Annotated in this window: 13 protein-coding genes; 7 read left to right on the top strand and 6 right to left on the bottom strand. The window is 69.1% G+C overall.

What is annotated here, in order from left to right; all coding sequences use genetic code 11:
* Positions 1-132: 132 nt before the first annotated feature.
* Positions 133-612: a PPOX class F420-dependent oxidoreductase gene (locus E3T49_RS15420; RefSeq protein WP_134425804.1), complete on the bottom strand. Its 480-nt coding sequence runs from the start codon at positions 610-612 to the stop codon at positions 133-135.
* 65 nt (positions 613-677) lie between these two features.
* Between E3T49_RS15420 and E3T49_RS15415 the strand changes: the two genes are divergently transcribed.
* Entirely contained in the window at positions 678-1,400 is a 723-nt protein-coding gene (locus E3T49_RS15415) for a hypothetical protein (RefSeq protein ID WP_134425803.1), read from the top strand.
* Between the two features lie 156 nt (positions 1,401-1,556).
* Here E3T49_RS15415 and E3T49_RS15410 read toward each other — a convergent pair whose 3' ends face one another.
* Positions 1,557-4,769, bottom strand: coding sequence for a beta-phosphoglucomutase family hydrolase (locus E3T49_RS15410; protein ID WP_134425802.1), 3,213 nt, complete (start codon positions 4,767-4,769; stop codon positions 1,557-1,559).
* Between the two features lie 86 nt (positions 4,770-4,855).
* Between E3T49_RS15410 and E3T49_RS15405 the strand changes: the two genes are divergently transcribed.
* The 3 genes from E3T49_RS15405 to E3T49_RS15395 all read left to right on the top strand — a co-directional run bounded on the left by E3T49_RS15405 (position 4,856) and on the right by E3T49_RS15395 (position 7,870).
* Positions 4,856-6,130: a M18 family aminopeptidase gene (locus E3T49_RS15405; protein ID WP_134425801.1), complete on the top strand. Its 1,275-nt coding sequence runs from the start codon at positions 4,856-4,858 to the stop codon at positions 6,128-6,130.
* Between the two features lie 148 nt (positions 6,131-6,278).
* On the top strand, positions 6,279-7,223 hold the full coding sequence (locus E3T49_RS15400; RefSeq protein WP_134425800.1) for an NAD-dependent epimerase/dehydratase family protein: 945 nt from the start codon (positions 6,279-6,281) through the stop codon (positions 7,221-7,223).
* A gap of 2 nt (positions 7,224-7,225) precedes the next feature.
* On the top strand, positions 7,226-7,870 hold the full coding sequence (locus tag E3T49_RS15395) for a MerR family transcriptional regulator (RefSeq protein ID WP_198414271.1): 645 nt from the start codon (positions 7,226-7,228) through the stop codon (positions 7,868-7,870).
* Positions 7,871-7,973: 103 nt separating this feature from the next.
* Here the strand turns inward: E3T49_RS15395 and E3T49_RS15390 are convergent, their stop codons facing one another.
* From E3T49_RS15390 to E3T49_RS15380, 3 genes are all read right to left on the bottom strand, one after another.
* Positions 7,974-8,177, bottom strand: coding sequence for a hypothetical protein (locus E3T49_RS15390; protein WP_134425799.1), 204 nt, complete (start codon positions 8,175-8,177; stop codon positions 7,974-7,976).
* Positions 8,178-8,281: 104 nt separating this feature from the next.
* Positions 8,282-9,016 (bottom strand): SGNH/GDSL hydrolase family protein, encoded by a 735-nt coding sequence (locus E3T49_RS15385; RefSeq protein ID WP_134425798.1) that lies wholly within the window; start codon positions 9,014-9,016, stop codon positions 8,282-8,284.
* A gap of 9 nt (positions 9,017-9,025) precedes the next feature.
* On the bottom strand, positions 9,026-9,928 hold the full coding sequence (locus E3T49_RS15380; RefSeq protein WP_134425797.1) for an oxygenase MpaB family protein: 903 nt from the start codon (positions 9,926-9,928) through the stop codon (positions 9,026-9,028).
* Positions 9,929-10,041: 113 nt separating this feature from the next.
* Between E3T49_RS15380 and E3T49_RS15375 the strand changes: the two genes are divergently transcribed.
* From E3T49_RS15375 to E3T49_RS15365, 3 genes are all read left to right on the top strand, one after another.
* The gene (locus E3T49_RS15375) at positions 10,042-11,505 is read left to right on the top strand and encodes a cryptochrome/photolyase family protein (protein WP_134425796.1); all 1,464 of its coding nucleotides are present in this window, start codon (positions 10,042-10,044) and stop codon (positions 11,503-11,505) included.
* A gap of 143 nt (positions 11,506-11,648) precedes the next feature.
* Positions 11,649-11,831 (top strand): hypothetical protein, encoded by a 183-nt coding sequence (locus tag E3T49_RS15370; RefSeq protein ID WP_134425795.1) that lies wholly within the window; start codon positions 11,649-11,651, stop codon positions 11,829-11,831.
* An 85-nt stretch (positions 11,832-11,916) separates the two neighbouring features.
* Entirely contained in the window at positions 11,917-13,350 is a 1,434-nt protein-coding gene (locus E3T49_RS15365; protein WP_134425794.1) for a DUF222 domain-containing protein, read from the top strand.
* 191 nt (positions 13,351-13,541) lie between these two features.
* Here E3T49_RS15365 and E3T49_RS16290 read toward each other — a convergent pair whose 3' ends face one another.
* Positions 13,542-13,832, bottom strand: coding sequence for a hypothetical protein (locus tag E3T49_RS16290; protein ID WP_166785583.1), 291 nt, complete (start codon positions 13,830-13,832; stop codon positions 13,542-13,544).
* Between the last annotated feature and the right edge of the window lie 105 nt (positions 13,833-13,937).

The following is a 13,937-nucleotide window of genomic DNA, read 5'->3' as shown; positions in this document are numbered from 1 at the left end:
GGGTGCGCACGATGCGCCGACGATGCGCCGACGGTGCGCCGGACCACGCTCGCGGCGCAGGTTCTGGAAGCAGGCGCACGTTAGACCATGCGCCTGCTTCCACAGGGTGCGCCGCGAGGCCGGGGTCTGTGGCTAGAGCGCGTCGAGGCGAGCGGCGACGTCGGCCGGGAACCCGCCCGTGCCGATCGGGCTCCACCGTGTCGGGGTGATCCGGATCAGGGACTTGTCCTGCAACGCCATCGCCGCCCGGTACTCGGCCCAGTCGGAGTGCTCGCCGGCGATGCAGCGGAAGTACTCGACCAGCCCGTCCGCAGCGTCGGGCATGTGCAGCACCTCGGCGTCGCCGTCGACCTGGATCCAACCGCCGTCCCAGTCGTCCGAGAGCACCAGCACGGAGGCGTGCACATTGCGCTCGGCGTTGCGCGTCTTCGCCCGGGACGGGTAGGAGGAGATCACGATGCGGCCGGCAGGGTCGACCCCGCCGGACACCGGCGAGATCTGCGGGCGGCCGTCGGAGCGGGTGGTGGCCAGCAGCATCCGGTGCCTCGGGCGAACGAAGTCGAGCATCTCGGCGAGGTCGACGACGGTGGTGGTTGCAATGTCTCTGGCCATGGTTCAAAGCTACGGCAATACGGATGCCCGGCCGCCGTGTCGCACCACCTCGCTATGCTCCAACGGTGAAGGTCACCCAGGAACTCGAAACCCGCATGCACCCCGACTCCGTCGCCGGGTTCCGCCTGGTGCTCGCGGAGGCGCGGGTGGCCGACACCATCCTGCTGCCGGTGCGGGCGATGGAACGCATGGTGACACCGGTGCAGTGGATGCTGCGTCGCGTCGGCGCGCACGGCATCCGTTTGACCCAGGCCGGCTATCTGCCGCCGGCGGTGGTTGTGGAAGCCAGGGCCCAACTCGACTGGGGTCGGCCCGGCACGGCCAACCGGGAGAGCAACTTCCTGCCGCTGCTCGAGCTGCGCGCGCACCTGCGCACCGTCGGCCTGCTGCGCGTGAGCCACGGCATGCTGCTGCAAACCAGTCGCGGCCGGGCGCTCGCCGAGGCGCCGCGGGAGCTGTGGTGGCACCTGGCCCGGACCGTGGACCAGAGCCGCGACCCGGCCGAGACCGACGCCATCAGACTCCTGCTCCTGCTCATCGCGCGGCGGGGATTCGACGAGAGCGACCTGTTCAAGCAGCTGCTGGCCCTGAGCCTGGAGACCGTCGGCTGGGTGCGGCGAGACGGCGACCCGCTCTCGGCCGAGGCGGCGTTCGACCTGGTGCTGCCGAAATGGCGTCTGCTGCGCGGGCTGGGCGTGTTCGACCTCGGCGCGAGCAGCTACAGGCGGTGGATCGTCACGCCGGGCGGGGCTGCGTTCGCCCGGGCCGCCCTGCAATCCGAGGCGTGAGCGCGTTCGCGGCTGGAGCCGGTACCGCTCAGGTCACCGTTTCGAGGACCACCACGGCCGTCTCCCCGGGGCGACGGCGGGCGTACCCGTCGAGGATGCACCATCGAGACTGCGGTGAACCGACACGTTTGAGGGGTGCCAGCCCGGCCGCACCCCTCAAAGTTGTCGGTTCGGCACCATTTCGCCGAGGGGGAAGTCGCGGGTCTCACCGGGGGAGAGGGTGGCCTCGCTGCCTTCGATGCGCACCCGGATCGGGGCGGCGCCTCCCGCCCTCAGTTGCAGGCGCAGGTTGCCGGGAGTCAGTTCCAGGCGGATCGGCTGTTCCCGGTAGTTGATGCTGAAGGTGACCTCTGTGAGTTCCTCCGGCAGCATCGGGTGCAGCCACAGCATGTCCTGCCGGATCTCCAGACCGGTGTAGCAGCGCACGACCATGTCGACCGATCCGGCCATCGCTCCGAGGTGGATGCCCTCGTGGGTGGAACCGCCGAGGATGTCGCCCAGGTCACTGTCCAGAGCCCGGGTCAGGTAGGCCCAGGACCGTTCCCGGTCGCGTCGGGCATCCAACCAGGAATGCACCACGTTGCTGAGAGTGGAGCCGTGCGTGGAGCGCGCCGAGTAGAACTCGACCGTTCGCACGATGGCCTCCGGCGGCAGGGCGTAGCCCATCGTCTCGAGCAGTTCGCGCAGTTCTTCCGCGGAGAGCAGGTACAACAGCATGAGCACATCGGCCTGCTTGGAGAGCCGGTAGTTGTTGGTGCTGTCGCCCTCGGCGTTGAGGATCAGGTCGAGCCGGGCGATCGAGGGATACCGGGCCCGGTACGCGTCCCAGTCGAATTCGGGGAGGTCCTCGTAGCCCTCGAACTGGCTGATGACGCCGTCCGCGTGGAACGGCACCCTCAGCCTCAGGCTGATCCGGGCCCACTGGTCGACCTCCTCGGGCCGCAGTTGCAGACGGTTCCAGAGGGGCCGGCAGTACCGGTTCTGCAGCAATGCCACGGTGTCCACCGCGCGGCGAAGCACCCACGCGGTCATCACGTTCGTATAGGCGTTGTTGCGCACGCCGCTGCCGGGTATCCCCGGGTACCCGTCGTGGAACTCGTCCGGCCCCATCACCCCGTCGATGTCGTAGCGGTCGTCCGCCTCGTCGTAACGGACCAGGCTGGCGAAGAAGCGGGCCACCTCGAGCAGCATCTCGGCACCCTGGTGAATCAGGAATTCGGTGTTGCCGGTGGACTGGTAGTACTCCCAGACGCTGTAGGCGACGGCGAGGCCCACATGCCGCTGGTTCTGGGAGTTGTCGGGCATCCACTGCTGGGAGAGCGGGTTGAAGAGTTCCGTCGGGGTGGACTCGCGCCCATCGATGCCGCTCTGCCACGGGAACATCGCGCCTTCGCAGCCGATTCCCCGGGCTGCGGCCCGGGCCTCGCCGAGGCGTCGGTACCGGTAGCCGAGCAGCGCGCGGCTCAGGTCAGGGCGGCGCAGGGTGAGGATCGGGTAGACGAACAGTTCGTCCCAGAACACGTGGCCGCGGTACCCCTCGCCGTGCAGCCCTCTGGCCGGCACGCTCGCGTCGAGGTCGGCGTCGACGGCCGCCACCGTCTGCAGCACATGGAACGTGTTCAGGTTGAGCGCGAGCGACTGGTGATCGCTCGCGCGCATGCCGACGGCGAATTCGTCCCAGAGGACCTGCCAGGCCAGCTCGTGCGCCGCCAGCAGGTCCGCCGGGTCCGGTAGCCGCCGCATCCAGGCGGCCACCGCCCGCGCCGGTGAGGCGATGGCCCGGTCCCGGGATGTGCTGACGATCACGGTTTTCTCCACCCTGACCGGATGCCCCGGCTCCAGATCGAGGGTGAACTCGTGCGCCACCCAGCCGGCGTCGTCGGTGAGCAGGTGCCGGGGGGGATCAACGGCCTGCTCGTCCCTCCGAACCCGGGTGCGAGCGGCAAGGGCGATGTGGATGCCGGACTGTGTGGTCTCCATTTCGAGCAGCACGGTCTCGGCGTCGACGGCCGCGCTCGTGCGGGGGAGCAGGTGCGTGTCGCTGAGCAACCGGTCCGCGGCCACATTGCGGTTGAAGACACGGCCCTCGAGGGCCGAGCGCACGGTCAGCGGGCCGGACCAGTCCTCGGCCTCGAACGTGGTGTCGAGCACTGCCACATGCGGCGCCGCCTGCGACAGGAACCGCCGGGAGGTCACCCGTGTGGTGCGCCCGGCCTCGTCGCGAAAACGGATGACCCGGGTCAGCAGGCCGCGGCGCAGGTCCAGTTCCTGCAGGTAGGTGACCAGCCGGGCCCGGCCGACGTCGAACCAGTCGCCATCGGCCACCCGGAATCCCAGCGGGAGCCAGTTCGGGACGTTGACCAGGTGCTCGTCTTCGACGGTGCGCTCGCCGAGGTCGGTCTGCACCCGGTTGTAGACGCCGGCAAGGTAGGTGCCCGGGTAGTGCACGCCGTCGTCGGAGGCCTCGGCGGCCGCGCCGCGGGTTCCCCAGTAGCCGTTGCCGAGGGTGCACAGCGCCTCCCGCAGCCCCTCGGTGGCGGGGTCGTAGCCGATGTAACGCAGCAGCCACGGGTCGCTGCCGGACTCTCCGCCCGCCCAGCCGCGATTCTTCCCGGTCACGGCGGGATCCAGGGCGGCCAGATCCAGGCCGGCGAGGTCGGTCAGCAGCAGATCGGCTCCGGCCGAGTGCAGCCGGTCGTCGCCGTTGCGGTCCATGCCGATGACCAGGGCGAATCCACCGCGCGCCGCGGCCTGCACCCCGGCCTCGGAGTCTTCGATGACCACCGTGCGGTCGGGCGTCACGTGCAGCCGCCGGGCAGCCTCGAGGAACAGGGCCGGGTCGGGTTTGCCGGCCAGGTCCATTCGCAGGGCGTCAGTACCGTCGACGGTGACGTCGAACAGGCCCGTGACGCGCGCCGCGGCCAGCACGGCGCCACTGTTGCGGCTCGAGGTCACCACGGCCACCGGCAGACCCTGTTCCCGCAGCTGCTGCAGCAGAGCCAGCGTGCCGGGGAACGCGCTCACTCCGCCCGCGGCGAGCTCGCGGGTGAAGAGCTCCTGCTTGCGAGCGGCGAGGGCGTCGATGGTCGCCCGGCCACGCTTCGGCTCGATCCCGCGCGACGCGAGGAACGCACGGATGCCGTCCTCCCGCGCCCGTCCGTCGACGTACCGTCGGTAATCGATCCCGATCTCGAAGGGAGGCACCGGTGATCTGGTCAGCCCCGGCAGCGCCTCGTCGAAGAGGGCCTTCCAGGCCCGGGCGTGCACGGCGGCCGTGTCGGTGACCACTCCGTCGAGGTCGAAGATCACGGCGTCGAAGGCGGCGCGGGACGGGTGCGGCTGCTTGTTCGCCGGGTTCGTTTCACTCATGGGTGCGCTCCTTGGGACCGTGATGGCAGGCCGTGGGTGTCGGGCCGTGACAGAGCACATAGTACGCAGAGTGGTTGGATTGACCCATGACCTTCACACCCGACTACATCGACGACTTCGCCGACTTCATCACCGCCTCCCCGTCGTCGTACCACGCGGCGGCCGAGGTCGCCCGCCGCCTGGACGCCGCCGGTTTCGGCCGCGTCAGCGAAACGGACGAGTGGCCCCAGGAGGGCGGGCGTCGCTACGTGGTGCGCGACGGCGCCGTCCTCGCGTGGGTGCAGCCAGACGGCGCCGGCCCGACGACCCCGTTCCGCATCCTCGGCGCCCACACCGACTCGCCCGGCTTCAAGTTGAAACCGAAGCCGACCATCGGCGCCCACGGCTGGCTGCAGGCCGGTGTCGAGGTCTACGGCGGCCCGCTCCTCAACTCCTGGCTCGACCGCGAACTCGAATTCGCCGGCCGCCTCACGACCGTCGACGGCACCGAACACCTGGTGCGCACCGGGCCGTTCTGCCGCATCCCGCAGCTGGCCATCCACCTCGACCGCGACGCCAACACGGCCCTCACCCTGGACCGGCAGCGGCACCTGACCCCGGTCTTCGGCGTCGGCGAGAAGAGCCAGGCCGACCTGATCGGGCACCTCGCCGGTCTGGCCGGTCTGACGGGGGCGGATGTTGCCGGGTACGACATCTTTACGGCCGACACGGCACCGCCGGCGCGGTTCGGCCTCGGGAACGAGCTCTTCGCCGCCGGGCGGATGGACAATCTGTCCTCGGTGCACGCCGGCCTCGTCGCCCTGCTCGCCGCCCCCGCACCCACCGGGCAGATCCTGGTGTTCGCGGCCTTCGACCACGAGGAAATCGGCTCCGAGACCCGCTCAGGTGCGAGCGGACCGCTGCTCGACGACATCCTGACCCGGATCGGGGCGGGGCTCGGGGCATCCGTCAGCGATCGCCTGCGCGCCTACGCCGGCTCGTGGTGCCTCTCGGCCGACGCCGGCCACTCGGTGCACCCGAACTATCCGGAGAAGCACGACCCGGCGAACTTGGTCGTCGCCGGGGGCGGGCCGCTCCTGAAAATCAACGCCACCCAGCGCTACGCGACGGATGCCGCGGGTGCGGCGCTCTGGGCCCGCACCTGCGCGCAGGCCGGCGTGGCGTACCAGGAATTCGTCTCGAACAACACGGTGCCGTGCGGCTCCACGATCGGGCCGCTGACCGCCACGCGTCTCGGGATCCGCACGGTCGACGTGGGAATCCCGCTGCTGTCGATGCATTCCGCCCGGGAACTATGCCACGTGAACGACCCGGTGGCGCTGAGCGGCGCGATCGGCGCGTTCTTCGCCCCCGAGCACTAGCGACCGGCGGGCGCCTTCGGCAGCCGCGGCGGACGCAGAAATAGGGGCCCCATTACTTGCTAGATAGTTCGTATATCTGATACTATAACTATCAGAAAGTCGCACTATCATCACGACGGCTCTCTCGTCGTCCGCAGAGGAGATTCTCATGACCGTCCACCTCATCGCCGGCGCCGGCTACATCGGCGAAGCCCTTGCCCGCGCCCTCGTCGCGCGTGGGGACACCGTGCTGCTCGCGACCCGCTCCGGCACGAACGTGCCCGGCACGACGCCGATCACCCTCGACGCGTCCGATCCGGACGCCTTGGCCACCGCAGCAGCAGGCGCCGCCACGATCTTTCTCGCTACCGGTCCTCGCCAGTATCACCGCTGGCCGCAGCTGTGGCCCCCGATGCACCGGGCTGCCATCGAAGCGGCCCACCGGTCCTCGGCCCGGCTGGTGTTGATGGGCAACCTCTACGGCTATGGCGAGGACAGCGCCATGCCCATGTCCGAAACGACGCCGCTGCACCCGACCGAGCCGAAGGGGCAGGTGCGCGCCGAGGGCTGGACGCTCGCGCTCGCCGCTCAGGCCCGGGGCGAGATCGAGGTCGTCGAGGTGCGGGCGAGCGACTACTTCGGACCGGGCGCCGGCCGGAACAGCCAACTCGGCTCGACTTTCTTCGGGCCGGTTCTGGCCGGCAAGACCGCCCGGGTCTTCGGCAGCCCGACCGAACCGCACAGCTGGTGCTACCGGGCAGACATCGTTGCCACCTTGATCGCGGCCGCGGACTACCGCGGTGCGTGGGGCCGGGTCTGGCACGTGCCCGCTGCAAAGCCGCTCTCCCGCGCCGAGATCACCGAGCGGGTGAATCGGCTCACCGGTGAAGAAGGCAGAGTCAAGGCGCTGAGCCCGGTGTTCCTGCGACTGCTCGGCTTCTTCGTGCCGTTCATCCGGGCGGCCAACGACTCGTCCTACCAGTTCAACCGGCCGTTCCTGGTCGACTCCAGTGAGACCGAGCGACTGCTCGGTGTGCATGCCACACCATGGGCGGAGTCGCTGGCAGCCGTGATCGAAAGCTATCGCGCGCCGGCCGAGCGGGCGGGGGCCTGACCATGGCGGACGCCGACCTGAAGATGGCTGAACTCAGCGCACGCAGCGGTGTAGCGGTCGCGACGATCAAGTTCTATCAGCGGGAGAACCTGCTGCCGGCGGGCGTTCGCACGGGTCCGAATCAGGCGCTGTACGGAGACGCGCACCTCGGTCGCATCCGTCTCATCCGCGGCCTGACCGAGGTCGGTGGCCTCTCCGTCGCCGCCGCCCGGCGAGTGCTGGAAGCCATCGATTCCGAGCTCCCCCTGCCGGAGACATTCGAGATCGCCCAGCATTCCGTGTCCGAGGCGGTCGATCCGACGACGGTGACAGCGGATGCCCTGGCCCACGTCGACACGCTGATGGCGGGCTGGCACGTCTCGGACGACAACCCCGGTCGCCTCGCGGCGGCCCAGGTCTTCGACACGTTCACGGGAATCGGCCAGATCGACGCCGCCGGTTGGTTCCGGCGGTACGCGGCCGCCGCCCTCGTGGCGGCCGAGGCCGACATCGATGAACTCGACGCCCGCATCGAGCGGGCGGCCAAGGCGGAGATCGTCGTCGTGGGCACAGTGCTCGGCGACACTCTGTTCTCCGGTCTGCGCCGGGCGGCCCAGGAGCATCTGTCCTCGCTCCGGTACTCCGCGCCTCCGGCGTCCGAACTCTGAAGAAGATCGCACGCCGAGCCGACGAAATCCGCCGACGAAATCCGCCGACGAAACCACAAGGTCCGAGGAGTGATGTCGCCGCCAGAAACAGCCGGGGACCGGGTCAGCCGGCGAAGACCGGGCGGCGGCGTCCCTGCACGGGATGCCCGGAGCGTGATTCCACGAGATCCTCGTCGTCGGCAAGTGCGCATCCGCCCTCATGCACGATCACCGGCCATACGATGCGCCGGTCGGACCCGACGTGGGCTGTGGCGCCGATTCCGCACTCCCGGCAGTGGATGGTCAGTACCCAGTCGATTGATCTCATACTTGGAGATTTCCTCAGATCAGGGAGATCGACAAGGGGGTGTACTTCGGTGGCGCGATATGCGATGCGTTGTGTGATGCGGCCCAAGGAGGCCGGCTGCCCGGTCAGTGGACAGTGATCCGGTCAAGGAGAAGGGCCGCGATAGCCCGGTAGCCGGTGTCGTTGGGGTGGAAACGGTCACTCGTTCCGCCGAAGACCTTCCGCCCGGCAGGTCCGCGGTTGGCCTCGATCGGGTACAGCCCGTACAGGCTGACGAAGGCTCCGCCCTGCCGCGCGCATTCCCGGTCGATGAGCGCGTTGTAGGTGTCGGACCCGTCCGCGCCGCCCGCGCTGCCCCACGTTCCCACGCAGAGCAACGGCACCCCGGGCGACTCCGTGTGCACACGGTGGAGAAGTGCGCGGTAGCTGCGGGCGAAATCGTCCGGTGCGGTCTGGTCGACCACGTCATTGGTGCCCAGCTCGACCACGGCCAGGTCGAGTCCCTCCGGCACGTCGACCAGCCGGGACACCGCGTGCGTGGTCGCCCCGGCGCGATTCGTGTGGAACTCCTGAACCGGCCCTCCCTTCGCGAGCGCATCGACCATCAGCGGGCGAAAGCCGAGGTCCTGACGCTGGGCGTTCAGACCGTAGCTGATCGAATCCCCGACGAACAGCACCCGTAGCGGGCGATCATCCGTGCGAGTCACGCGCACAGTGCCGTCGGCGGCGGACAGGGGAAGGACCACGCTGAGTCCGACGGCACTCGCGATCAGCACCGCCACGCCGACCGCGACCACCCGGACCGGGAAACGGCGAGGAGGGTTTGCGACCGGGAATCGGCGGCCGTGGTGCGGAGGCATCCGCCAAGCCTAGGCCGGATTCGCCTCGGCGAGGCGTGCGATGCGGGCGCGGGCGGCATCCTCTGAGGTCGAAGACCGGCCCAGCAGCAGGCGAACCAGACCCAGAACGGCTCCGGTCGCCCAGACCGCCGGGAGCAGGGAACGGCGCAGTCCGAGCAGCTCGCGGTATTCGCGGGGGATCGAGGCGACGGCGCCGGCGAACATCACCCGGTAGAACGGCATCATGCCGGGCCGGAGCGGGGGATTGCGGATGAAGCGCACGGCCTCGGCGACGCGCTCGTCACTTTTCAGGATGCCGGCATCCTTGAACGCAGCGAGCTGGGTCTGCAGTTCGGACGCGGAGCGCGGGGGATTGTGCACGCCGACGAGCTCTCCGGCCTTGGCCCATTCGCGCACGTAACCGTCGGCGCCGCCCGGGATGGGGCCTCCCCAGATCGAGTGGGTGGCCAGGAACGCGTCGGTGAAGACGATGTGCACCCAGGCGAGAAGTTCAGGATCTCCGGCGGCGTAGGGACGCTCGATTCCCTGGGCGTCGCGGTAGGTTCCGGTGACACGGTCGTGGAAGCGCCCCACCCGGGACGACTCGCTCTCGGCCAGCGTCGTGTCGGCGAAGGTCACAGTGACGAGCCACTGGATAGTCCCGGAGAGGCGCCCGAGCGGGTCTTCCTTATAGCGAGACCAGTCGTGCACGCCGGCCATGGCGCCGGGATGGAGGGTCTGCATGAGCAGGGCACGGATGCCGGCGACCATCGTCGCGAGCCCGCCGTGCACGGCCCAGGAGGCGGAGCCGGGGCCGAAGAAGCCGACGTCGTCGCCCAGTTCCATCTTCTCCACCCACTGCGGGCGGCCGTCGCCATTTCCGGAGAGGGTCACCAGAAGATGCGACCGCCAGCTGTCTGTGAACCTGCCCATGGACCGAGGTTAACCCGTCGTGGCTGGGCATCGGCCTCGAACCGTGCGTGCGGCAGCGGTGCGCGTGCCGGGGTGCGCGGCGGGGGTGCGCGGGAGCATCCTAAACTCGAACCATGGCAGTGCCCCGCTTCATCTTCGCCGACCAACTCGGCCCCCACTTCGACGACGGCGGACCTCTCCTGATGGTGGAGTCCGTCGGTGTACTCGGTCGGCACCCGTACCACCGTGCCAAGGCGCACCTGATCCTCAGCGCCCTCCGGCACCGGGCCAGAGAACTCGGTGACCGGGTGGAATACCTGCACGCCGAGCACTACCGCGACGTGCTCACCGGTCGTGACCTCGAGGTGGTCAATCCCACCTCCTGGGGCTCCCGGGCTCTCGTTCGGGAGCTCGGAGCACGGGTTCTGCCGAGCCGCGGCTTCGTGACCAGCGAGGAAGACTTCGCCGCGTGGGCGGAAGGCCGACCACCATCCCGGATGATCATGGACCAGTTCTATCGCCAGGTGCGCACCGAGACCGGGCTGCTCATGCGCGGGCCCGACCCTGAGGGCGGCAAGTTCAACTTCGACCACGACAATCGCCAGCCGCCGCCGAAGGGAGCGGTGAGCCTGGGGCTGCCGGACCCGTTCCGCCCGGTCGAAGACGACATCGACGAGCAGGTGCGCGCCGACCTGGACACGTGGCAGGCCGAGGGACGCATCCACCTCATCGGCGAGGACGGACCTCGCCTGTTCGCGGCCACCCGGACGGAAGCGCTCGCGGCGCTCGCTGATTTCGTCGAGACGCGCCTGAACGATTTCGGCCCGTTCGAGGATGCCTCCCTGCTCGGTGACGAGACGATGGCCCATGCGAAGCTGAGTGTTCCCCTGAACCTGGGGCTGCTGCATCCGCGGGAGGTGATCGACGCCGTGATCGCCGCCTACGAGACCGGGGGAGCCCCGCTGCAGAGCGTGGAGGCCGTGGTGCGCCAGATCATGGGCTGGCGGGACTGGGTCTGGCACCTCTACTGGCACCTGGGCGAGGACTACGTGCGGCGCAGCAACCACCTCGAGGCGAACGTGGCACTGCCGCGGGAGTTCTGGGAACTCGACGGCAGCGCGGTGCGGGCGAAGTGCCTGAGCCATGTGCTCGGGGAGGTGCGTCGCACGGGATACGCGCACCATATCCAGCGTCTGATGGTGCTCGGCAACTGGGCGCTGCAGCGCGGCTACCAGCCGGCTGAGCTCACCGAGTGGTTCACGAACGCGTTCGTCGACGGCACTCCCTGGGTGATGCCCGCCAACGTCGTCGGGATGTCCCAGCACGCCGACGGCGGGATCGTCGCCACGAAGCCGTATGCCTCCGGCGGCGCCTACATCTCCAAGATGAGCGACTTCTGCGGCTCCTGCACATTCAACCCGAAGAAACGGCTGGGCGAGGACGCGTGCCCGTTCACCGCCGGGTACTGGGCGTTCCTCGACCGGGTGGAGCCGCGCATCCGGGGCAATCACCGCATGGCACAGCCGCTCGCCGGGCTGCGCCGCCTGGTCGACCGTGACGCGGTCGTCGCCCAGGAACGCGCCCGCACCGACTGGTGAGTGTCGGTGCACCGCTCCCGCACGCTCGTCGCGGCGCACCGTGTGGAAGCAGGCGCACGTTAGAACGCTCGCCGCGATCCACAACCTGCGCCGCGTCCCGGTGGTCGGGCCCCGCTCCCGGTGGTCGAGCTTGTCGAGACCCGGTGGTCGAGCCTGTCGAGACCCGGCGAGCCGACCCTGTCGCGACCCCGGTGGTCGAGCCTGTCGAGACCCGGCGAGCCAACCCTGTCGCGACCCCGGTGGTCGAGCCTGTCGAGACCCGGCGAGCCGACCCCGTCGAGACCCCGGTGGTCGAGCTTGTCGAGACCCGGCGAGCCGACCCGTGACTACTTAGAACACAACTTCGAGTATCTGTCTATAAATATATAACAGACTCTCGACTACGCGTACTAACTCTGCTATTCTCGACGCATGACCACCACCGCAGACGACCTCAGAACGGCAACGGATGCCGTCGCTCGCCTGGGCTCCTCCTGCGCCGATTATGAGGCCCTGCCCGATGCCGAGGTGCTGGCCGGTCAGAAGCAGATCGCAGCAGCCCGGCGGCTCCTCGACACCCGGTCGGCGTGGATGGCCGCGACCATCGCCCGTCGCTCGCGGCCGGAGCTCGGCCACTCCGGCCTGGCCGCGCAGCAGGGGTTCCTCTCGCCCGAGGCACTCATCCAGACGGTGACCGGGTCGACGAAGAACGACGCCTTCAAGTTCGTTGCGGTCGGTACGATGATGGCCGATGCCGAGGCGGCGGAGAAACTGGTCGAGGCGGCCGTGGAGTCGCCCGACGCGGATCCCGCCGCGGTCGCGGAGTTCGTGGCGAAGTTGCCGTGGCAGGCACCGATCGCCCGAGCTGTCACCGACGGCAGCCTCTCGGTCGATGCGGCCGAGTCGATCCGTTCCGGCCTCGGCGAGATCGATGCCGCGGTCACCGCTGAAAAGCTCGGCACCGCCCTCGAGGCGCTCCTCGTTGAGGCCGCGTCACTGAACGCAGATCAGGTCTTCAAGCTCGCCCGCCGCCTCCGTGACCAGCTCGACGAGGCCGGCATCGCCGCCCGGGAGAAGCAGGCCCACGACGACCGGTTCCTGCGGGTCTACCGACTGGACAACGGCAAGGTGCGCCTGAATGGGCTCTTCGCCCCCGAAGACGGCGAGTTCGTGCTGTCCACGTTCGACTCCGTGACCAGCCCTCGCCGCGGCGGGGTGCGTTTCGTCGACAAGGAGAAGGCTGCCTGGGCCAAGCGTGTGCAGGATGACCCGCGCAGCACCGAGCAGATCGCCGCCGACGCCCTGGTGCAGTTGCTGAAGATCGCCGGTGAGGCCGACCAGGGCCGGGTCTTCGGCGGCCGCCGCCCCGCGGTTCGAGTGATCGTGACCGAAAAGTCCCTCAAGACGGATGGACCGGTGCCCGCCGAAGCCGCCGCCCATGGGCAGATCGAGGGCAGCCCCGTTCCCATCTCGAAGGAAACGATCGACCGGCTGCTCTGCGACACCGGAACCCGCGGCATCCAGGTCGACGACACCGGTCAGATCATCAACGTCGGACGTGACCAACGTCTTTTCACCGAGGCGCAACGCGCTGCGATGGGAGTGCGGGATGGCGGCTGCCGGTGGGTCGACTGCGATCGATCACCTGCGTGGACAGAAGCGCACCACATCAATGAATGGCTCGCTGACAACGGGTACACCGACCTTGCCGACGGGGTGTTGCTGTGTCATCCGCATCACCTGTTGCTGCACAACCAGCACTGGAGCATCATCCGCACCGGAAACGACTATTGGCTCCGGCCACCGGTCGACGTCGACCCGGAGCAGACCCTGATTGCACTGCCGAGTAAGCGGGTGACGCTGTAGGAGCTGGTCTTTGGTCTTTGGTCTTTGGTCTTTGGTCTTTGGTCTTTGGTCTCGACAGGCTCGACCGCCGGGTCTCGACGGGCTCGACCGCCGGGTCTTGACGGGCTCGACCACCGGGTCTCGACGGGCTCGACCACCGGGTCTCGACGGGCTCGACCGCCGGGGCTCGAGCAGCGCGTCGTGGAGGGTGCCTACCTGACCTCCGTCGGCCAGTCCGTCACACGGACCAGAGCCGCCTGCAGCGCCAGCGCGGACATCCGGGCCTGCTCGACACTGTGCGGGCTGAACACATCGATCGCAAGCGGCGGCGCCTCACCGAACTTCGGAATCTCCACCTCGACTCGGCCGCCGCCGACGAGCGGCACGAAGGGATGGGCCGTGGCGGCATCCTGAACGGTCGAACCCGCCGCCTCCGCGATCAAGCGCAGCGCATCAGGTTTCGTGACATGCGCCTGCGCCACGATCGTTACCGAGTAGTCCATGGGTCTCCTTCGCCGCAAGCGGGTAGCAGCGGCCACACGTCGCCGGACACACATCGAGACCAGCCGCGAACACGCTTCCCGATGCAGGCTACGGCATGGCGCTCC

The organism is Cryobacterium cryoconiti, from assembly GCF_004403065.1.
Lineage (GTDB): Bacteria > Actinomycetota > Actinomycetes > Actinomycetales > Microbacteriaceae > Cryobacterium > Cryobacterium cryoconiti.
Note: the sequence above shows the minus strand (reverse complement) of the source record. Positions and strands in the feature narration are given on the sequence as shown.